Raw genomic sequence first — 20,080 nt, forward strand, 5'->3', positions numbered from 1 at the left:
TTCTGCTCCCGCCGCGGTGCCGGGTGCTGCGCGACGGAGGCCCGGTGGGGACGCACGTCGGAGGGAGCACCTGTGGAGGAGCGGCCGAGTCCGTCCCGCGAACGGCACGGCGTCGGCGGGAGAGCGGAGGGCTCGCCCGCCGCAGCAGGCGCTCCCTCCGCTCCCTCCGCGGGACCTCAGTACTTGATGGACTGACCGCCGTCGATCGGGAGGACTGTCGCGTTCACGTAGGAGGCGTCGTCCGAGAGGAGGAAGGCGACGACCGAGGCGATCTCGTCGGCCTCGCCGTAGCGCTTGGTCGGGTTGACCTGGATGAACTCCTCGGCCGCCTTGCGCGGGTTCTGCGGGTCGAGCTGCTTCATCGAGTTCTCGACCATCGGGGTCCAGATGGCCCCGGGCGCGATCGCGTTGATGCGGATGCCGAACTCGCCGTACTCGATCGCGGAGTTGCGGGTGAGGCCGACGACGCCGTGCTTGGCGGCCGCGTAGCCCGACTGGTTGCCGATCGCGGTGATGCCGCCGACGCTCGCGGTGTTGACGACCATGCCCGAGCCCTGCTCGCGCATCACCTTCAGCACCTTCTCGAGGCCGAGGAACACGCCGCGGAGGTTGATCGCGACGACCTTGTCGAACTCGTCGGCCGTGAAGTCCTCGGTGAGGTTCTGGCGGCCCTCGATGCCGGCGTTGTTGAAGAAGCCGTCGATGCGGCCGAACGCTTCGAGGGTGCGCGCGACGTAGGCGTCGACGTCCGCCTCCTTCGACACGTCGGCGAGGACGGTGATCGACTCGGTGCCCTCGGGCAGGACGTCGACCGTGGCGGCGAGGCCCTGCTCCGAGATGTCGACGAGGGCGAGCTTCGCGCCCTCCTGGGCGAGGCGGACGGCGGCAGCGCGACCCAGGCCGGATCCACCTCCGGTGATGAGGACGACGCGGTCGGTGAATCGGGTGCTGGTGGTGGTCATGACGACTCCTGCTCGAAGAGGGATGGGCTCGGAGGCCGTGCGGTCGGCGAGTCCGCATCCATGCGTCTGCATGCAATTGACTCCACGATACGCCACAGGTGTCGGTTGAGTCTGAGTGCGCGGTCAGGGATGGAGTGATCCGGGCTGCGGGCGCCCGCAGTCGAGCCCGGTGGACCCTCGCGAGCGGGGCCGCAGGATCCGACGCGAGCACTCGGGTTCTGGGCAGAGCCCCCGCCCCCCCCCCGACCCCGATCCGCCGCACGCCCGCCTACAGGTGCGGCTGCCCCGTCGAGGCGCTCGTTCCGCCGTCCACGGCGAGGATCGCGCCGGTGATGTACGCCGCGTCCGCGCTGGCGAGGAACAGCACCGGCGGGGCGATGTCGTCCGGCTGCCCGGGGCGTCCGAGGGCGATGCGGTCGATGAAGGGCGCGAGCTCCTCGGGGGTCGAGGCCATCGACTCGGTCAGCGGCGTCTGCGTGAAGGCGGGCGCGACGGCGTTGACCCGCACCCCGTGCGCGCCGAAGTCGAGGGCCAGCGACTGCACGAAGGTCGTGATCGCGCCCTTGGTCGCGTTGTAGGCGGCCTGGCCCCAGTCGCCGCGGATGCCCGACACGGAGGAGACGACGACGATGTTGCCGTGGCTCGCCTTGAGGTGCGGGAGCGCCGCCTTCACCGCGTAGAAGAGGGCGTCGACGTTCGTGGCGAAGAGCGAGCGCCAGGCGTCGTCCTCGACCTCCTCGATCGGGCCGCCGAGGTGGCCGGCCGCGTTGTTCACGAGGACGTCGATCCCGCCGAACCTCGCGACAGTGCCCTCGACGAGCGCGTCGACCTCGGCTCGGACCGAGACGTCGGTGGGGACGACCAGGACGCGCTCGGCCGGGAAGCCGGCGACGGTCTCCTCGAGCGTGGCGGGGGTGCGCCCGGCGACCGCGACGCTCGCGCCCTGCTCGAGGAAGGCGCGTGCGATGGAGCGGCCGATGCCGGAGCCGGCTCCGGTGATCAGGACGGTGCGTCCGGCGAAGGGGTAGGTGTTCGAGGCGATCAAGGCGGTGCCTTCCGGGTGCAGAGGGGCGGCTCGGCGGGGTGCGCCGGGTGCAGAGGGGCGGCTCGGCGGGGTGCGCCGGGTGCGGCGGGCGTCGGATCCGCCCGGTGCCGATCATCCGCGGCACCCGAGCGGATCGACGAGCCGCCGCGCCGGTACGGAGGAGCTCCCCATCGATCCGCAGCACGGCTCCCGACCCTGGCAACCGCCGCAGAGTGCGGTCCGCGGCCGCGCGGGCTCGGGTAGACCGGAGGGACGCCAGTGGACAGGGGGAACCACCATGGACGCCACGAGAACGACCGCTCCGCGCCGGGCGACGGGGCTCCGGGCCGGACGGCACGCGACCGTGCTGGGCGCCTCGGCACTGCTCGCGGCGCTCGCTCTGAGCGGCTGCACGAGCGGCGCCGACCAGGCGGAGGAGGCGACACCCGCCGTTCCCGGCACCGCTCCTCCGACGACCGCCGCTCCGACCGCGACGCCCACCGAGGCTCCGCTCGGGCCCGTGACGCTGCCCGAGGGCGCGACCGCCGCCGTGCGGTGGACCGACCAGGTCGGCCCCGTCGATCCGCAGACCGTGTACCTCAGCGGCGATCCGCTGCACATCACCGTCTCGGTCGCCTGCGACACCGCGGACGCCGAGGTGACGATCGAGGTCGTCGGCCTGATGACGAGCGGATCGTCGTGCGTCTACAGCCCGAGCACGACCCGCACCGGCACGGGAGGCGGCAACACGGGCACCATGCAGATCGCCGTCGAGCAGGACGCCGAGATCAGGGTGACGACGGTGCCGGATGACGCGCACTGGTCGGCCGCCGTCTCGACCGGGGCGCGGACGGTCCCCGGGCCCTGACGCCGGCCTGCGCGCTCACGAGAACAGAGAAGTCGCGGTGGTCGAGAGCGGCCACCGCGACGTCCGGGTTCTCGAGTCGCCCGAGGGCGTCAGCCGATCGGGACGCCGAGCTCGGCCATGAACGGCACGGCGTCGACCGCCTCGCCGTCGACCCGCGTCTCGAAGTGCAGGTGGCAGCCGGTCGAGGCGCCGGTCGAGCCGCGCAGCGCGATGACCTGGCCGACGGTGACGGTCTCGCCGACCGACACCATCAGCTCGCTGTTGTGGGCGTAGCCGGTCTCGATGCCGCCGCCGTTGTCGAGCAGGATCCAGTTGCCGTAGCTGCCCTGGTACGACGCCTCCTCGACGGTGCCGCTGGAGGCCGCGAGGACGGGCGTGCCGCAGGCGCCGGCGAGATCGGTGCCCTTGTGGAACAGGTTCACGCCGGCGACCGGCGCGTCGGGGCGGGGGCCGTAGCTGCTGCTGATGTGACCGGAGATCGGGACGACCCACGCTCCGGACGCTCCGGCGGCGGCCGCGGTCGACTCGCCGGAGGTGGCGGTGATCGCGTCGAGGGACGCGGTGGGGACGAGGACCTCGGGCTTGGCCTCGGCGGCGAAGGCGTCGCGGGTGACGCTCTGCTGCACGACTCCGGCCGCCACGAAGCTCTGCGGGCGGGCCGCGGCGACGGCGGTGGCCGTGTCGCGGGTCAGCTCGGAGTCGGCGGTGCCGCCCACGGCGAACGCGGGCATCGTCGACGTGATCGCGATGCCGGCCACGAGGGTCATCGCGGCGACGGCGGAGACGCGGGGTCGCGACGGGCCGCGGGAGGTGCGGCGGCTGCGGGACTCCTGCTCACGGAGCGAGCGACGGGTCGGGAGGGCGGACGGACTGCCGGTCTCGGCTCCTGCGGGGGTGGGAGTCGAGGCGCGTGACGAACGGTGCATGCAGAGGAGGTTCCAGGTCTGCCGACGCTCGAGGGGGGGAGGCGAGCGCCGGGTGGGGCAGTGGGGCTGATCGCACGGCTGAGCCGATGCGACCCTCCAAACTACCCGCGTTCCGCCGGATCCGACCTGAGAGAAACCTCCGGAGTCAAGCGGTTGAGCGCATCGATCGGCTCTCGATCCGGAGTGGCGGGGGTGCGCCGGGTCGCCGACGGGCGGGCTCAGCGGTCGGCGGTGAAGACGAGCAGGGCGATCACACCGGCGACCGTCGCCGCGACTCCGGAGCCCAGGCGCCACCACATCCACTTGTCGCGCCTGGGCCCGCGCACGGGACGCCGGAGGCCGGCGCGGCCCTGGTAGCCGCCGGGATCGTGCTGGAAGACCATGCCCCCAGCCTGCCGAACCCGCGCCCGTCGCGGGGTCGACTCGCCCGCGACTCCCAGCCGCGAACGGCATCGCAGGGCTGAAGCGAGAGTCGGAGAGGAAGGAGGAGAGGCGGCGACCAGGGGGAGGAGGAGCAAGGACGGCACGGGCGCAGTACGGCCGCCGCCCGCGCGCCTAGCGCGGCCCGGGCGCGCTCGCCAGCGGGTTCGCGGGGCGGGTGCCGCTCGGTAGCGTGGGGGAGTCGGCCGGAGCGGTCGACGAGCGGAGGAGCGGACATGGCCGGGACCGGCAAGGACAAGGACGCACGCGACAAGGCGGCGCAGAAGCGCGCGAAGAAGGCGCTGAAGAAGGCCGAGAAGTCGGTGCGCGCGGCGCACGAGGCGGTCCGCGACTCCAGCAAGAAGCTGCGCAAGAAGGCCCGCAAGCTGGCCGAGCAGACCGAGAAGCTCAAGCGCACCCAGGAGAAGGCGGCGAAGAAGGCGGCCGCGGCCGAGAACCGCCCGACCACGCCGAAGCACGCCGCCGAGCCGGCGGTCGGCGCCCTCGACCTCACCCCGCCGCTGCCCGGCTCACAGGAGCCCGCCGAGGATCAGGAGTCGACCGAGGACGCCGGCGCCGCGGCCGAGCCCGCCGCCCAGCAGGAGCCGGCCCCCGACTCCGACCCCGCGCACACCCCGGACCTCACCCCGCCGCTGCCGCGCTCGGGCTCCTGACCGCGCCCGTCTGAGCGCCGCACGCCGGTGCGGGCTCGGGTGGATCACACCCTCAGAAGCGCCGCCCGCCTGAGAATCCGCACAGACTACTCGGGCGGGCGTGCCCCGCGAGGTGAACAGCAGGTGAAGCCTCGCGGCCACGCCGGAACGCCTCCCGCTGCGGGAGCATCATGTCTGCGTGGATCCCTTCATCCTGCTCGCGCTCGTCGTCGTCACGGCCCTCGCCTTCGACTTCACCAACGGCTTCCATGACACGGCGAACGCGATGGCCACGTCCATCGCGACCGGTGCCCTGAAGCCCCGCACCGCCGTCGCCCTCTCGGCGTCGCTGAACCTCGTCGGTGCGTTCCTCAGCATCGAGGTGGCGCTGACCGTCACCAACGCGGTCGTGAAGATCCAGGACTCCTCGGGCGCACCCGATCCGGCGCTGCTCGAGGACGGTGGATCCGCTCTGCTGATGATCGTGCTGGCCGGCCTCATCGGCGGCATCGTCTGGAACCTGCTGACCTGGCTGCTCGGCCTGCCCTCGAGCTCGTCGCACGCCCTCTTCGGCGGCCTGATCGGCTCCGCTCTCGCGGGCCTCGGCCTCAACGGCGTGAACTGGGCCGGCGACGGCACGAAGCTCGACGGCGTCGTCGGCAAGGTGATCCTCCCGGCGCTGATGTCGCCCGTGCTCGCCGGAGCGGTCGCGGCGATCGGCACCTGGCTCGTCTTCCGGGTGATCGGCAACCTCGCCGAGAAGAGCCTCCACCGCGGCTTCCGCTTCGGTCAGATCGGCAGCGCCTCCCTCGTCTCGCTCGCGCACGGCACCAACGACGCGCAGAAGACCATGGGAGTGATCACGCTCGCGCTGATCGCGGCCGGCGGCTGGAGCGACACCGAGTCGGTCCCCTTCTGGGTCAAGCTCAGCTGCGCGCTGGCCATCTCGCTCGGCACCTACATCGGCGGCTGGCGGATCATCCGCACCGTCGGCAAGGGCCTCGTCGAGATCGACACCCCGCAGGGCATGGCCGCCGAGAGCGCCTCCGCCGCGGTCATCCTCGCCTCCAGCCACCTCGGCTTCGCCCTCTCGACCACCCACGTCGCGACCGGCTCGATCCTCGGCTCCGGAGTCGGCCGCCCCGGCGCGCAGGTGCGCTGGCGCGTGGCGCTGCGCATGGTGATCGCCTGGGTCATGACGCTCCCGGCCGCCGCCCTCGTCGGCGCCGTGATGTGGTGGATCGGCCACCTCGTCGGAGGCGCGGCCGGCGGCCTCCTGATGGCCGCGATCCTCGTCGCCGTCGCCTCCCTCATCTACATCCGCTCGCGCCGCGACAGCATCGGCGCGCACAACGTCAACGACGAGTGGCAGGACGCGGCGGCACGCCCCGCGCCCGAGACCGCCGGCGTCTGAGCGAAAGGATCCGCACCGTGCTCTCCCTCTTCCTCTCCGCCGCCGGCCAGGTGGCCCTCGTCGCCGTGCTCCTCGGAGCAGGCCTGCCCGTGCTCTTCGCCGTCGGCGTCCGCTCCTTCGCCGTCGCCGCCGGTGCTCCCGCCTCGGGCGGGTCGGACGCCCCCGCGGTCCGGAGCGGTCTGCCCGCCCCGGTGCTGCGCGGGATCGGCGTGCTCTGCTTCGCCCTCGTCGTCGGCTCCGTGGTGATCGGCCTGAGCGTCATCATCGCGACGGGCCTCGGCCAGTCGGTGAGCTTCGAGCACGTCATCCCGACCTTCGTGCCCAAGGGCTGAGCATGGCCTCGACCGATCCGATCGCGGCGCGGGAGGGGATCGTCGCCCGCGTGGTCGGCTGGCTGCGCGCGGGCTACCCGTCCGGCGTGCCGGAGCAGGACTACCTGCCGCTGCTGGGCCTGCTGCGCCGCAGCCTCACGACGGACGAGGTCGAGCAGGTCGTCGCGCGGCTCCTGTCGGAGTCGGAGCGGGCCGAGACGGTCGTCTCGCGAGCCGTCGTGCGCGAGCGGATCGAGCAGCTGCTGCTCGGACCGGCGATGCCCGAGGACGTCGCCCGCGTCTCCTCGCGGCTCGCGAGCGCGGGCTGGCCGCTGGCGGGCCCGGAGTCGCTGGCCGAGCCGGACACTCGCGAGGGCCTGGTCGCGCGCATCGTCCGCTGGCTGCGCGCCGGCTATCCGGCCGGGCTGCCCGAGCAGGACTTCGTGCCGTTGCTGGCGCTCCTCCGCCGCCGTCTGAGCGACGAGGAGGTGGCCGAGGTGGCCGCCGGTCTCGCCGCTGACGCGCCCGCCTCCCGCGCGGACGTCGGCACCGCGATCGCCGGAGTGACCTCGGAGCTGCCCTCGGAGGAGGACATCGAGCGCGTGCGCCGGTCGCTGGCCGCGCTGGGCTGGCCGGAGGAGTTCGCGAGCTGACGCGCCGCGGCCCGGATCTCGAGCCGCAGGAGTCCGCGAGCCGATCCGCCGCTGTCGCCGGCGATCCGGCCGGAGAGGCCGCTGGCCGACCTCGCCGCGATCCCGGGCGGTCCAGCCGTCGAAGGGTGACCCCGCCGGGACCAGGACGCGGACGCTGCAGCGGTCGGGGCCCGCCGTGAGCGGGCGGGACGAGCGCTGGAGCGTGTCCTCGGGCGGGCGACAGGCGGCCGCCCGGTCGGCAGGGGAGTCGCGGGGTCACGACGCGCGCCGTCCGCCGTCCTAGGTTCGGCCCGGGTCCGGATCGGCTGCGCAGCCGGCTGCCGGACCGCCGCCCGACCGGAAGGACAGCCCCATGACCGCACCCACCATCGTCCTCGTCCACGGAGCGTTCGCCGACGCCGCGAGCTTCGCCCCGGTCACGCGGATCCTGCTCGACGCCGGCCACGCCGTGCGCGTCCCGGCCGTGCCGAACCGCAGCCTGCTGGGCGACGCGGAGTACCTCCGCTCCTTCGTGGAGCAGCTCGACGGGCCGGTCCTGCTGGCGGGCCACTCCTACGGCGGCGCCGTGATCACGGTGGCGGGCGCCGCCGAGAACGTGGTCGGCCTCGTCTACCTCGCGGCCTACGCGCTCGAGGAGGGGGAGAGCCTCGGGCAGCTGCAGGGCGCCTTCCCCGACTCCGACCTCCCGGCGAACCTCGTCTACACCCCGTTCCCGATCGACGGGGCGGAGCCGGGCACGGACGTGTCGGTCGCGGTGTCGGCGTTCCCGGAGGTGTTCGCGGCCGGGATCGACCCGGCCGAGGCGACCGTGCTCGCGGTCGGCCAGCGCCCGCTCGCCGCTCTGGCCTTCGGTGAGGCCGCTCCCGTCGCCGCCTGGCGGACCCGGCCGAGCTGGGGCGTCGTCGCGGCCGCGGACCGGACGATCAACCCGGACGTCGAGCGGTTCGGCTACCGGCGGGCGGGCGTGCGCTCGGTCGTCGAGCTCGACGCGCCGCACCTGGTGATGCGCTCGCACCCGGAGGAGGTCGCGCGGGTCATCACCGACGCCGCGGCGGAGCTGAGCTGACCGCGGAGCCGGCCTGACCGCGGAGGGGTGCGCCGAGTGCCGGTGCGCTCCTCCGCATCCCGCGGCGCACCTCCGCACCCCGCCGCGCACCGCCCCCACCCTGAAGCACGCCCCGCCGATCTAGGTACTCCCTCCGCGGATCTAGGTCGGCGTCGCGTGGAGTCGGGCCCGCCTCCTCCCTAGCCTCGAAGGGAGAGAAGGGCGGGATCGTGGACACGGACACCGCACGGCTCGGCGCCTACCTCCGGGGGCACCGCGACCGGCTGCGCCCCGACGAGGTCGGCCTGGGCGCCGACGGCAGGCGCCGCGTCAGCGGGCTGCGCCGCCAGGAGGTCGCCGTGCTCGCGGGGATCAGCCCGGACTACTACCTGCGGCTCGAGCAGGGCAAGGACCGCCGCCCCTCGGCGCAGGTCCTGGACGCTCTGGCCCGCGCGTTCCGTCTCGACGCGGACGGGCGGGACTACCTCTTCCGGCTCGGCGGGCACGCCGCGCCGCGCCGCTCACCGATCTGGGCGCAGGCCGGGCCGACCCCGGCGCAGGTCGGCAGCCTGACGAGCATGGTCTCGTCCTGGACCACGACGCCCGCCTACGTGGTCGACCGCTACCTGGACCTCGTCGCCGTGAACGAGCTCGGCCGCCTGTTCCTCCCCCTGGCCTGCGAGCAGGGGACCAACATGATCGAGGCCGTCATCGACGCCGCGGCGCTCGAGACCGACGCCGAGCGGCACGAGGACTGGGACCGCACGATCGCCGTGATGACCGCCGCCCTCCGCTTCCACTCCGACCCGGCGGACCCGCGTCTGCGGGTCCTGGTCGCCTCGCTCGGGGGCCGCTCGCGGGTCTTCCGCCGCGTCTGGGCGAGCCAGGAGGCGTATCCGCTCCGCGAGGGCTCGTCGCCGGTGCGCGTCGACCCCTTCGGCTTCATCGCCTTCCGCTGGCAGACCCTGGAGGTGCACGGAGGCGACCACTTCCTGACCTCCTTCTTCGGCGCCCCCGGCAGCGCCGCGGCCGCCGCGATCGATTTCATCCGGGCCCGCCACCGGGTCGAGGAGTGTCTGCGCGAGGGTGCGATACTCGACGCGTGAAGCGGGACGCGCTCGTCGTCGGTCGGGGATCGGAGCTCGCGCGGCTCCGCCTGATGGTCGACGGCATCGCCGCCCACGGGTCGGCGCTCGTCATCGACGGGGACGCCGGGGTCGGCAAGACCACCCTGGTCGAGGAGGTCGTCGCCTACGCCCGCGCACTCGACGTGCGGGTGCTGCGGACCGCGGGCTCCGCAGCGGAGTCGGGCGACCAGTACGCGGCGCTGCAGCTCCTCCTGCACCCGCTCCGCCCGGGCCTCGACGGCCTGCCCCTGCCGCAGCAGGACGCGCTCCGCGTGGCCTTCCACCTGGCGGACGGAGTGCAGCCGACGCCGCTCCTGGCCGGCCTCTCGGCCCTGACCCTCCTGAGCGACGCCGCCGCCGATCGGCCCCTGCTGGTCGTCGTGGAGGACCTGCACCGGATCGACCCGGAGTCGGCGTGGGCGCTGCGGATGCTCGCCCGGCGCATCGGCGAGGACCGCGTCGTCGTCGTGATGACGACGCGGGACCGGCCCGAGGAGGACTCCGGCCTCGAGCACCTGCATCTCGGGCCGCTGTCGCCCGCCGACTCGGCCGCCCTACTGGACACGCTCCCGCATCCTCCTCGCGGCGCCGCCCGGCGCGCTCTGCTCGACCTCGCCCGCGGGAATCCGCTCGCCCTGGTGGAGCTGACCGGGCGCGACCCGTCGGCCGACGAGGCGGAGGACCGCGCGGTGACCGGACGCCTCGAGTCGGCCTTCGCCGAGCGCTTCGCGGAGCTCGACCAGCCCTCGCGGCTCGCCGTGCTGGCCGTGGCGCTGGGCGACGTCGCGACGGCGGAGGAGGCGAGCCGGCTGGCGAACCTGGCGATCGGCCGCCACCCCGACCCCTCCTGGATCGACCGGGCCGTCGCCGCGTCGCTGCTCAGCTGGACGCCGGGGAGCGGACTCCGCTTCCGGCACCCTCTCGTGCAGTCCGCGGTGACGAGCGTGAGCCGCCCCTCCGAGCGCGCGGCCGTGCTCCGCACGCTCGTCCAGGAGCACCGCGACGACCCGAGCCGGACGCTCTGGTGGCGGTCGGAGCTCGCGACCGGCTCTGACGGGCCGGTCGGCGAGGAGCTCGCCGGTCTCGCGGCGTCAGGCCTCGCGACGGGCGACGTCGTCCTGGCGGCTCAGGCGATGGAGCGGGCGGCGGAGCTGACCCCCGCGGGGCCGCTGCGCGTCTCGCGCCTGATCGACGCGGCCGAGTACTCCGGGCTCGCCGGCCGGACCGCGGAGGCGGCGCTGCTCGTGCACCGCGCGGCGGGCGAGACCGTCGATCCGGTGCTCACCGCCCGCGCCGCCTGGACGCGCGAGACGCTGCCGACCGGGCGCACGGCCCTCTCGCGGGGAGACCTCTCGCCCGCGCTCGCCGCAGTGACGGCGCTGCAGAGCCACGGAGCCGTCGACGCCGCGACCGCCGCGCTCCTGCACCTCGCCGCCATCGCCTGGGACCACAACCGCGAGGCGTCGCCGGGGGAGCCGATGATCCAGGCGGTGCGCGCGCTCGCCCTCGACGACTCCGACCCGCGCGCCGTCCTGCTCGCGGCGGTCACCGAGCCGATCGCCCGCGGCGACGAGGTCGTCCGCCGGGCGCTCGCGGCGGCCGGCGGGGCGAGCGGTCCGGAGGAGGCGTGGTGGCTCGGCTACGCGCTGAACACGGCGGGCGAGGTCGAGGTCGCCCGGGAGCTCCTGGAGGAGGCGATCACCGGGCTGCGCGCGCGCGGCGACATCCGGATCCTCCCGCAGGCGCTCCTCGCCGCCTCGATGACCACGTCGCTCGCCGGCCGCTTCTCGCGGGCCCGCTCCTTCGCCGAGGAGGCGCTCGTCCTCGGGAGCGACCTGGGGGACGTGGGCTTCGAGACCGCGTCCCGGGCCTGCCTGGCCTGGTTCGACGCGATGGAGGGCGTCGCGCCCGATCCCGAGGCGATCAGCGCGGGGAGCGCGATCGGCGCGGCCGTCCTCTGCTCGAGCGTGATGCGGGCGACTCTCCGTGGATCGCGAGCGGCGGTTGCGGTCCTCGAGTCTCGACCGGGCGACGCCGTGCCGGAGCTCCTGCCCCTCCTCGACACGGACGACGACTCCCTGAACCCCGGCTTCGCCATCCTCACCACGCCCGATCTCGTCGACGCGGCTCTCGCGACCGGAGATGACGGAGTCGTGCGCCTGCACGCCGCGAGGCTGGAATCGCTCTTCGAGCGCTGGCACCAGCCGATGATCGAGGCGGCCCTCCGGTACGCGCAGATCGCCGTGGCGCTCGCCGACGGAGCGCCGGACGCCGCGGCCGGGCTGCTCCGCCGGACTCCGCCTCCGCTCCCGTACGTGCGGGCGCGGGCGCTGCTGCTCGTGGGCGACGGGCTGCGCCGGGCCGGTCAGGCGGCGGAGGCGCGGCCCCTCCTCCGCGAGTCGCTGGCGATGCTCGAGGAGCTGCCGATCCACGCCTGGGCCGATCGGGCCCGTGACGCGCTCCGGGCCGCCGGAGGGAGGATCGCCGACGCGCCGTCGCCGGCCGCTGCCACGCTGACCCCGCAGGAGCTGCGCATCTGCGCTCTCGCGAGCACGGGGCTGTCGAACCGCGCGATCGCGCAGAACCTGTTCCTCTCGCCGCGCACGGTCGGCGCGCACCTGTACGCGGCGTACCGCAAGCTCGGGATCGGCGGGCGGGGCGAGCTCGCCGCGGTGCTCGGGAGGGACGCGGGCGCCGACGTCTGAGGCGGGACTCCGCTCGCAGGGGCGCCCGGCCCCCGTTCGAGCGCAGACGCGCAGGCGCGCCCCGGAACGGCCGGGACGCGCCTGCGAGCGTGCCGCGCTACTCCTGGATGAAGGCCAGCAGGTCGGGGTTGATGACGTCGGCGTGGACGGTCAGCATGCCGTGCGGGTAGCCCTCGTAGATCTTGAGCGTCGAGTTCTGCAGCAGCTCGTGCTGCTTCAGCGCGGCGTCCTTGTAGGGGACGACCTGGTCGTCGTCGCCCTGGGTGACGAGGACGGGGACGGTGATCGCCTTCAGGTCCTCGGTCTGGTCCGTCTCCGAGAAGGCCTTGATGCCCTCGTAGTGCGCGAGCGCGGATCCGGTCATGCCCTGGCGCCACCAGTTGTCGACCACGGGCTGCGAGAGCTCGACGCCCTCGCGGTTGAAGCCGTAGAAGGGCCCGGAGGCCACGGCCTGGTAGAACTCGGCGCGGTTCGCCGCGAGAGCGTCGCGGAAGCCGTCGAACACCGAGATCGGCGTGCCCTCGGGGTTCGCCTCGGTCTGCACCATCAGCGGCGGGACCGACGAGACGAGGACGGCCTTGGCCACTCGGCCCTGGGGCTCGCCGTACTTCGCGACGTAGCGCGCGACCTGACCGCCTCCGGTGGAGTGGCCGATGTGGATCGCGTTCCGCAGGTCGAGGTGCTCGACGACCGCGTTCACGTCGCTGGCGTAGTGGTCCATGTCGTGTCCGGTGCCGACCTGGGTCGAGCGTCCGTGCCCGCGGCGGTCGGTCGCGATGACGCGGTAGCCGTGCGCGTGGAAGAACAGCATCTGCGCGTCCCAGTCGTCGGACGACAGCGGCCAGCCGTGGTGGAAGACGATGGGCTGCGCGTCGGTGCTGCCCCAGTCCTTGTAGTAGATCTCGACGTCGTCGTCCGTGGTCACAAACGGCATCTTCGAACCTCCGTGCTCGTGTCGATCCCGAGCCCGGCCCGGGTCGTGTCCAAGGTGGTGCCTCCCCGGATGAGGGTGGGGAGCGGCTCCACGATAGGGGCGTGGGAGCGCTCCCTGAAGAGCGCGGGGAGATGTTCCGACGATCGTCCAGACCTGGTCGCCCGGGCGGTGCCGGGGCCGCCGGCCGCGCTCGCCGAGTGGGGTCGGATGACTCGTGACCGGCACCGCGGACGCTGACAGGATCGCGGCGGACGCGCCCTCCCGCGGCGCGCGGATCGGAGGTCGCGATGCCCACGACGACGCCCACGACGACGGCCCTGCCGACGCGCAGGACGACGACGCCCCGGCCGGCGGTGCTCCGGTGACCGTCGAGGACCGCGTCCCGATCGAGCCGCAGGCGGTCGTCGCTCCGCTCAGCCGGTCCGCCGTCTTCCTCTCGCTCGACATCGTCGGCGGGCAGGACGCCGCGGACCGCGTGCGGGACGTCGTCGCCGACGTGGGCGGGATCCTCCGCGCGGTCGGCTTCCGCGACCTGGGCCTGCGCCTCTCCTGCCTGGTCGGGATCGGGAGCGACGCGTGGGACCGCTTCGGCGGGGAGGGGCGCCCCGCGCAGCTGCACCCGTTCCGGGAGGTGGTCGGCGCGGCGCACACGGCCGTCTCGACGCAGACCGACCTCCTGTTCCACATCCGGGCGGAGCGCGACGACGCCTGCTTCGAGTTCGAGCGCCTCCTGCTCGACGCGCTCGGCGAGGACGTCGTCGTCCGCGACGAGGTGGTCGGCTTCCGCTACTTCGACAACCGCGACCTGCTGGGCTTCGTCGACGGCACCGAGAACCCGACCGGGGAGGCGCTGCCCCGCGTCGCGCTGATCGGCGCGGAGGACGCGGCGTTCGCGGGCGGCAGCTACCTGGTCGTGCAGAAGTACCTGCACGACCTGACGGCCTGGCACGCGCTCACCACCGAGCAGCAGGAGCGGGTCATCGGCCGGAGCAAGGCCGACAACGTCGAGCGCGAGGACGATCCGGCGCAGCTCTCGCACAAGGGGCTCGCGACCGTGGTCGACGCCGGCGGGACCGAGCACGACATCCTCCGCGACAACATGCCCTTCGGCCGGCCCGGCAGGGGCGAGTTCGGCACGTACTTCCTCGGCCTGGCCGCCGACCTGTCGGTGATCGAGACGATGCTGACGCGGATGTTCGTCGGCGTGCCCGCGGGCCGGCACGACCGCCTCCTCGACTTCTCGACCGCGACGACCGGCGGGGTCTACTTCGTGCCCTCGCGGGACGTGCTCGAGGGCCTGGGCGGCTGACCCGGGCCGGTCGTCGGGGCGCGGATCGAGTCGGATGACCGTGGTGCGGCCCGGGCCGGAGCGGTGGGATCGGAGCAGCGCAGGCGCGCAGGACGATCAGCAGGGAGAACGCCGTGGAACCCGACGACAGCACCGCTCCGCACCACGAGACCCCCGGTTTCGGAGACCCGGACCTCCCCCAGGAGGGGATCGTGAACACCGAGGGCGATCCCTCGGCGAACACGATGACCGGCCCGCAGAACCGCGTCCTGGAGGGACTGTTCCCGAACCAGATCGCCGCGCCCGCGACGGACATCAGCACGCAGCCGTTCTTCTGGTCCTCCTTCAACATCTCGCCGCGGCGGGTGCAGCGGGGAGGCTGGGCGCGCGAGCTCACGCAGGCCGATTTCGCGATCTCGAACGAGATCGCCGGCGTGAACATGTACCTCGAGGCCGGCGGGATCCGCGAGCTGCACTGGCACCAGAGCGCCGAGTGGGCGCTGATGACCAAGGGGAACTGCCGCATCACCACGCTCAGCCGCACCGGCCGGCCCAGCGTCGACGACGTGCAGGAGGGGGACCTCTGGTACTTCCCGCCCGGCCTGCCGCACTCCCTGCAGGGCCTCGGCCCGGACGGGGCGGAGTTCGTGCTCGCGTTCGACGACGGCGAGCAGTCCGAGAGCAACACGCTCCTGCTCACCGACTGGTTCGCGCACACGCCGCCGGACGTGCTGGCGAAGAACTTCGGCGTCGCGCAGGAGGTCTTCCGCGACATCCCGCTGCACGACCTCTGGATCTTCCCGGGCGACGTGCCCGGCGACCTCCAGGCCGACCGGGCCGCGGCCGGGGTGCAGGACGGCGACGAGGCGGTGATCTTCCGGCTCTCCCGCTCGGAGCCCGTGCACCAGAACAGCGGCGGCCGGATCCAGATCGCCGACAGCACGAACTTCCCGGCCTCGCGCACGGTCTCGGCCGCGCTGACGACCGTCGAGCCCGGCTCGATGCGCGAGCTGCACTGGCACCCCAACGCCGACGAGTGGCAGTACTACCTCCGCGGATCCGCTCGGATGACCGTCTTCAACACCGGCCCGCACGCCAACACGACCGACTTCCACGCCGGAGACGTGGGCGTCGTGCGCCGCAACTTCGGCCACTACGTGGAGAACACCGGCGACGACACGCTCGTCTACATCGAGACCTTCAAGAGCTCCCGCTACGAGGAGGTGTCGCTCGCCCAGTGGCTGAGCCACCTGCCGCCGTCGCTGGTCGCGCAGCACCTCAACATCCCGGAGGAGGTGCTGGCGACCTTCCCGCCCGGGACGCAGGGGATCACTCCGCTGCGCTGAGGGAGGGACGCGCGGAGGGGACGGGGACATGGCGGAGGATCACGAGGCGGCGCTCCTGCCGTGGGCGGGGAGGGCGGCGGTGCTGCTGGACCGGCACCTGCGGGTGCTGGCCGCGACTCCGCTCGCGCGGGCGCTCTCGCCCGCCTTCGCCCCAGGAGCGAGCATCGCCCGCTTCACCTTCCTGGACTCGTCCGAGGTCGAGGACCTGCCCTGCTGGGGGTCCGCCGCCGACCAGGTCGCGGCGATGCTCCGCGACTCGCTCGAGCGGCACCGGGGGGACCGGGAGTTCCTGACGGTCGTCGGGGAGCTCTCGGCGAGGAGCCCCCGGTTCGCGGACTCGTGGGCGGCCGGGGCGGAGGCCGACGCACGCGGGTCGGTCGTGTTCCTCGACACCGCGGTCGGCTCCGTTCCGATGGACTACCGGCTGGTCCGGGACGGCGCGCGCCTCCTGCTCCTGTTCGAGGCGGGTGACGCGGCGGGTCGCGAGGCCCTCGCCCGGCTCACCGCCGCTGATCAGGCGCCGGCCGGGGCCGCCAGCGCGGTGCCCGACTCCGGAGCGGGTCGCAGCGAGGCGAGGACGTCGACGGCCGCGGCCGCCGGAGTCCCCGCTGCCGCGAGGTAGGTCACGACGTACCGGCCCGGAGCGCCGGCGAGCTCCAGGGTCTGCATCTCGAGGTCGAGCCAGCCGAACGGCTCGACGTGGACGCGGATCCACCGGTGGGTGAAGGGGCGGACCTGGTACTCGGCCCAGATCGACCGGAACAGCGGATTCTCGACCGAGCACTCGCCGACGATCTCGTGCAGCCGCGGATCGTCGGGGACGCTGTAGAACCGCAGCGCGGCGATCAGCTCGCAGAAGACCTGGCCCCACGCCTGCAGCTGGTCCGGCGGGTCGCCGTTCGCCACGGCGCGCGCGTAGCCGCGGGAGGTGGAGAGCAGCATGTTGGCGCCGGGCACGCCCTTGTCGGGGGCGAGACGGCTCATCAGGTCGTTCGCGCCGAGGACGTCGAGGTTGCGGTCGAACGCGTACGCCGGGGTCCTCGGCCAGTGGGCGAGCAGCGACTCCACGCCCTGGCCCGGCGGAGGGGAGTCGGGATCGCGCGGGCCGGGGCGCAGCCGGGCCAGCCGGAAGAGGTAGGCGCGCTCGAACTCGTCGAAGGCGAGCGCCTCGGCGAGGGCGTTCAGCACCTGGTCGGACGGGGCGACCGCGTGCCCCTGCTCGACGCGGAGGTAGTAGTCGCGGCTGATCCGGGCGCGGTCGGCGACCTCCTCGCGGCGCAGGCCCGGCACCCGCCGCCGGGTGCCCGCGGTCGGCACGCCGACCTGCTCCGGCCGCAGCGCCGCCCGGCGAGCGCGGAGGAACTCCGCGAGGGGGCTGCGAGAGCTCATCGTGCGACTCCATCGGATCACCCGCCGCGTCGAGCGGCGGTCGTGCGGGGGTGGGGCCGTACCGGTCGTCCGGTGGGACACAGAGTACCGTCGGGCGCTCGCGGGGCCCACTGCCCTGCTGCGCCTCCTGCCCGGCGCCGACCGGGAGACGGGCGCTCGGGACGGTTCGACAGAGGGTGCGCTCCGGAGGGTTCCGACAGAGGGAGGAGAGCGCGGCCGCGCCCGGCGGTCAGCATGGGGTCCTCGGAACCCGTCCCTCAGGAGTCGCGATGACGATCAGTGCACTCTCCTCGCCGCCCGCGCACCCGAGCGCACCCGAGGACGTGGTGGTCCGGATGCTGAGCTCGGCGTCGCCCGCGCGGGAGCGGCTCCTGGTGGTCGAGGGCGGGATCGGCTCGGGCCGGACGCACATGCTGCGCTCCGCCGCGGCCACCGCTCGCGCCGCCGGCTGCGAGGTCGTGGAGGTGCGGCCGGACCGGGGCGACGCCGTGATCGGCGCGTCCTCGCTCGCGCTGTTCGCCACGCTGATCGGCCGTCTGCAGCGGGTGCGCGACTCCTCCGCCTCGCCCTGCGACCCCGGCTTCCTGATCGTCGTCGACGACTGGGAGCGGTTCGACGTCGCCGCCCGCGAGACCCTCCAGGCCCTGGTGACCCGGCTGGTCGACGAGGTCGGCGCCGCCTGCCTCCTCGCCACCGGCGACCGCCGCGTCCTCGCCGGCTGGGAGGGCCTCCGGCACCGTCGCACGGAGCCCCTCGACGCGGAGGCGGCCCGCGGCTTCCTGCGCGCCCACGGCGGCCGGCGGCCGCTCGCCGTCGAGGCGCGCCTGCTGCGGGTCGCGGAGGGGAATCCGCTGCTCCTCGACGTCCTCGGGCGGGCCTGGGCCGACGAGGACGCTCCCTCGCCCTTCCCGGTCTACCCGCGGCTCGAGCAGGTCGAGACCAGGGTGTTCGACCTGCTGGCTCCGCTGTCGGAGGAGTGCCGGGAGGCGCTCCTGGTCGCCGCGGTGGCGGGCGCCGAGTTCCCGGAGAGCATCGGGTCGGCCCCCGGAGACGGGGACCGCGCCCTGGTGCAGGCGGGGATCCTGACGACGGGCGGCCATGCGTTCCGCGACCCGGTGGTCCGCGCGGTGGTGCTCTCGACGGCGTCGCCCCGAGCGCTGCGGGCGGCACGGAGGCGGCTCGCCGAGCGCCCGGAGTCGGCCCCGCACCTCCGCCTGCTGCTCGCGGCGGACGACGCGGCCGGGCCGGAGGAGCGGGCGCGGCTGCTGAGGGACGCGGCGGAGGAGCGACTCCGCGCGGGTCGGCCGCAGGAGGCGCTGCTCCTCCTCGCCGAGGCGCGGTCGAGTGCGCGCGGTGGTGCTCTGCGGGAGGAGCTCGAGACGCGCGCGGCCGCCGTCGCGGCCTTCACCGGCGACGCGGCGGCCCTCGAGCGGGTGGTCGAGCGCTCGCGGGAGGACGGCGGGGTTCCCGGGGCCGGCGTCGAGGCGGCGCGGCTGGCCGATGCGCTGCTCCGCACGGGGGACGTGGGCGGGGTCCGCCGCGCGGCCCTCCGGGGGCTCGGCGCTCGGGTGGGGCGTGGGGGCTCGGGAGTCGGTGGTGCCTCGCTTGCCGGCGGTGACTCTCCTGTCGGCGGTGACTCTCCCGCCGAGATCGGCGCCTCCCGCGACGACGCCGGCAGCCTCTCCGCCGACCGCGTCGCCCCTCACGACGCCGCCGCCGACCTGGTGGCGACCGTCCTCCATCTCACCTGCATGCTCCGCGGCGATCCCGCGTGGTGGCAGGAGGCGCTCGCCGTCGGCGAGGAGCACCCCCTCGATCCCGTCCTGCGCCTCGTGGAGGCCTGCGTGCAGCCGGTCCCGGACGAGGAGTGGGAGCGCCGCCTGCTGCTCGCCGAGGACTCCGCGGTCACGGGCGACCCGTGGAAGACGGTCGCGCTGCACCTCGCCTGGTCGCTGCTCGAGGTCTCGGACGAGCGCCGCGACCGCCTCGCCGCGCTCCTCGACGGCGGGGAGGAGGCGGACGGCCTGCCCGGCGCCCTCGCCCTCCTCCGCCGCGGCACCAGCGCCCTCGACCGCGGTCGCCTCGACGACGCCTCGGCCGACCTCGACCGCGCCGCCGCCCGCGCCGACGACCTGCCCGCCGTGCGCGCGCTGATCGACGCGACTCGCGCCCGGGTCCACGCCGTGCAGGGCGACCGTGCACGCACCCTCGAGTGCGCCGAGCGCGCGACGGCCTGGGCGCTGCGGCACGGAGCGGCGTCGGTCGCGCGCGCCGCCGATCACGCCCTGTGCTCGGTCGACCTCGGCGGCGGCCGTTTCGAGGAGGCGCACGCCCGCTCCTCCTCCCGCGCCGGCGGCGACCCGCTGGAGCTCCTCGACGCAGCCGAAGCCGCCTCGCGCCTCCGCCTGCCCGAGCACTGCGCCGAGCTGGCGGCGGCCGCGGCGGACCTCGCCGCGCGGCCCCTCGCTCCCCGCGGGCGGATGCTCGCCCTCGCGGCGACCGCGGTCCTCGATCCGACCGGCGGCGCGGGCGCCCTCTTCGAGCGCTCCCTCGACCCGGCCTCCGAGGAGTGGCCGTTCGAGCGGGCGCGCGTCCAGCTCTGCCACGGCGAGTGGCTGCGCCGCCGGATGCGCCCGCTGGAGGCGCGCACCCGGTTCCGCCAGGCCGCCGCGGGGTTCGCCGCGGTGGGGGCCGAGCTCTGGCTCGCCCGCGCCCAGCACGAGCTGCGGGCGGCGGGCGGAGCGGGGGAGGCGCCGGTCGCCGCCGACCTCAGCGAGCAGGAGCGGCGCGTGGTCTCCCTGGCCGCTGCCGGCCTGTCGAACAAGCAGATCGCCCAGCAGCTCTTCGTCTCGCCCCGCACCGTCAGCGGGCACCTGTACCGGATCTTCCCCAAGCTCGGGGTGACCTCGCGGGCCGGGCTCCGCGACGCGCTCCTCAGCCTCGAGGACGCCCGGAGCGCGTGACGGAGCCGCAGGATCGAGTCATCCGACCTGGTGCCTGCCGCCGCGGGAGGCG

General features: G+C 74.5%; 18 protein-coding genes. 12 read left to right on the forward strand and 6 right to left on the reverse strand.

Annotated features, from left to right (window positions below):
* Nucleotides 1-176 precede the first annotated feature (176 nt).
* Entirely contained in the window at nt 177-962 is a 786-nt protein-coding gene (locus tag C5B95_RS04805) for a glucose 1-dehydrogenase (protein ID WP_167299040.1), read from the reverse strand.
* A gap of 268 nt (nt 963-1,230) precedes the next feature.
* On the reverse strand, nt 1,231-2,007 hold the full coding sequence (locus tag C5B95_RS04810; protein ID WP_258059807.1) for an SDR family NAD(P)-dependent oxidoreductase: 777 nt from the start codon (nt 2,005-2,007) through the stop codon (nt 1,231-1,233).
* Nucleotides 2,008-2,284: 277 nt separating this feature from the next.
* Between C5B95_RS04810 and C5B95_RS04815 the strand changes: the two genes are divergently transcribed.
* Nucleotides 2,285-2,854, forward strand: a complete 570-nt coding sequence (locus C5B95_RS04815; protein WP_104348605.1) for a hypothetical protein — start codon at nt 2,285-2,287, stop codon at nt 2,852-2,854.
* 89 nt (nt 2,855-2,943) lie between these two features.
* Here the strand turns inward: C5B95_RS04815 and C5B95_RS04820 are convergent, their stop codons facing one another.
* Nucleotides 2,944-3,780 (reverse strand): M23 family metallopeptidase, encoded by an 837-nt coding sequence (locus tag C5B95_RS04820; RefSeq protein ID WP_104257449.1) that lies wholly within the window; start codon nt 3,778-3,780, stop codon nt 2,944-2,946.
* A gap of 218 nt (nt 3,781-3,998) precedes the next feature.
* Nucleotides 3,999-4,163: a hypothetical protein gene (locus tag C5B95_RS17400; RefSeq protein ID WP_159940529.1), complete on the reverse strand. Its 165-nt coding sequence runs from the start codon at nt 4,161-4,163 to the stop codon at nt 3,999-4,001.
* A 273-nt stretch (nt 4,164-4,436) separates the two neighbouring features.
* Between C5B95_RS17400 and C5B95_RS04825 the strand changes: the two genes are divergently transcribed.
* The 7 genes from C5B95_RS04825 to C5B95_RS04855 all read left to right on the forward strand — a co-directional run bounded on the left by C5B95_RS04825 (nt 4,437) and on the right by C5B95_RS04855 (nt 12,108).
* On the forward strand, nt 4,437-4,874 hold the full coding sequence (locus C5B95_RS04825; protein ID WP_104348606.1) for a hypothetical protein: 438 nt from the start codon (nt 4,437-4,439) through the stop codon (nt 4,872-4,874).
* Nucleotides 4,875-5,052: 178 nt separating this feature from the next.
* Complete coding sequence (locus C5B95_RS04830) at nt 5,053-6,267, forward strand: inorganic phosphate transporter (protein WP_104348607.1); 1,215 nt, start codon at nt 5,053-5,055, stop codon at nt 6,265-6,267.
* Between the two features lie 17 nt (nt 6,268-6,284).
* Nucleotides 6,285-6,599 carry a hypothetical protein gene (locus C5B95_RS04835; protein ID WP_104227380.1) on the forward strand — a complete coding sequence of 105 codons (315 nt, stop codon included), beginning with the start codon at nt 6,285-6,287 and terminating at the stop codon, nt 6,597-6,599.
* A gap of 2 nt (nt 6,600-6,601) precedes the next feature.
* Nucleotides 6,602-7,231, forward strand: a complete 630-nt coding sequence (locus C5B95_RS04840; RefSeq protein WP_104224010.1) for a DUF3349 domain-containing protein — start codon at nt 6,602-6,604, stop codon at nt 7,229-7,231.
* A 352-nt stretch (nt 7,232-7,583) separates the two neighbouring features.
* A complete protein-coding gene (locus C5B95_RS04845) occupies nt 7,584-8,297 on the forward strand; it encodes an alpha/beta fold hydrolase (protein WP_104348608.1) in 714 nt (237 codons plus the stop codon).
* A 209-nt stretch (nt 8,298-8,506) separates the two neighbouring features.
* Entirely contained in the window at nt 8,507-9,382 is an 876-nt protein-coding gene (locus C5B95_RS04850; protein ID WP_104269832.1) for a helix-turn-helix domain-containing protein, read from the forward strand.
* Nucleotides 9,379-12,108 carry an AAA family ATPase gene (locus C5B95_RS04855; protein ID WP_104348610.1) on the forward strand — a complete coding sequence of 910 codons (2,730 nt, stop codon included), beginning with the start codon at nt 9,379-9,381 and terminating at the stop codon, nt 12,106-12,108. The genes C5B95_RS04850 and C5B95_RS04855 overlap by 4 nt, the downstream gene beginning before the upstream one ends.
* A 97-nt stretch (nt 12,109-12,205) precedes the next feature.
* Here C5B95_RS04855 and C5B95_RS04860 read toward each other — a convergent pair whose 3' ends face one another.
* On the reverse strand, nt 12,206-13,042 hold the full coding sequence (locus C5B95_RS04860) for an alpha/beta fold hydrolase (RefSeq protein ID WP_104224006.1): 837 nt from the start codon (nt 13,040-13,042) through the stop codon (nt 12,206-12,208).
* A gap of 214 nt (nt 13,043-13,256) precedes the next feature.
* On the opposite strand from C5B95_RS04860, the gene C5B95_RS04865 reads away from it, so the two are divergent.
* The 3 genes from C5B95_RS04865 to C5B95_RS04875 all read left to right on the forward strand — a co-directional run bounded on the left by C5B95_RS04865 (nt 13,257) and on the right by C5B95_RS04875 (nt 16,298).
* A complete protein-coding gene (locus C5B95_RS04865; protein WP_308471026.1) occupies nt 13,257-14,351 on the forward strand; it encodes a Dyp-type peroxidase in 1,095 nt (364 codons plus the stop codon).
* Nucleotides 14,352-14,464: 113 nt separating this feature from the next.
* The gene (locus tag C5B95_RS04870) at nt 14,465-15,676 is read left to right on the forward strand and encodes a cupin domain-containing protein (RefSeq protein WP_258059808.1); all 1,212 of its coding nucleotides are present in this window, start codon (nt 14,465-14,467) and stop codon (nt 15,674-15,676) included.
* 28 nt (nt 15,677-15,704) lie between these two features.
* Entirely contained in the window at nt 15,705-16,298 is a 594-nt protein-coding gene (locus C5B95_RS04875; RefSeq protein ID WP_104348611.1) for a hypothetical protein, read from the forward strand.
* On the opposite strand, the gene C5B95_RS04880 is transcribed toward C5B95_RS04875, so the two are convergent.
* Nucleotides 16,190-17,065 carry a helix-turn-helix transcriptional regulator gene (locus C5B95_RS04880; RefSeq protein ID WP_104328047.1) on the reverse strand — a complete coding sequence of 292 codons (876 nt, stop codon included), beginning with the start codon at nt 17,063-17,065 and terminating at the stop codon, nt 16,190-16,192. The genes C5B95_RS04875 and C5B95_RS04880 overlap by 109 nt on opposite strands.
* Before the next feature lie 269 nt (nt 17,066-17,334).
* On the opposite strand from C5B95_RS04880, the gene C5B95_RS04885 reads away from it, so the two are divergent.
* Nucleotides 17,335-20,028 (forward strand): LuxR C-terminal-related transcriptional regulator, encoded by a 2,694-nt coding sequence (locus tag C5B95_RS04885; protein ID WP_104348612.1) that lies wholly within the window; start codon nt 17,335-17,337, stop codon nt 20,026-20,028.
* Nucleotides 20,029-20,080 lie beyond the last annotated feature (52 nt).

Origin of the sequence: Rathayibacter sp. AY1A7 (assembly GCF_002930845.1) — a bacterium.
In the GTDB taxonomy this organism is placed as follows: Bacteria; Actinomycetota; Actinomycetes; order Actinomycetales; family Microbacteriaceae; genus Rathayibacter.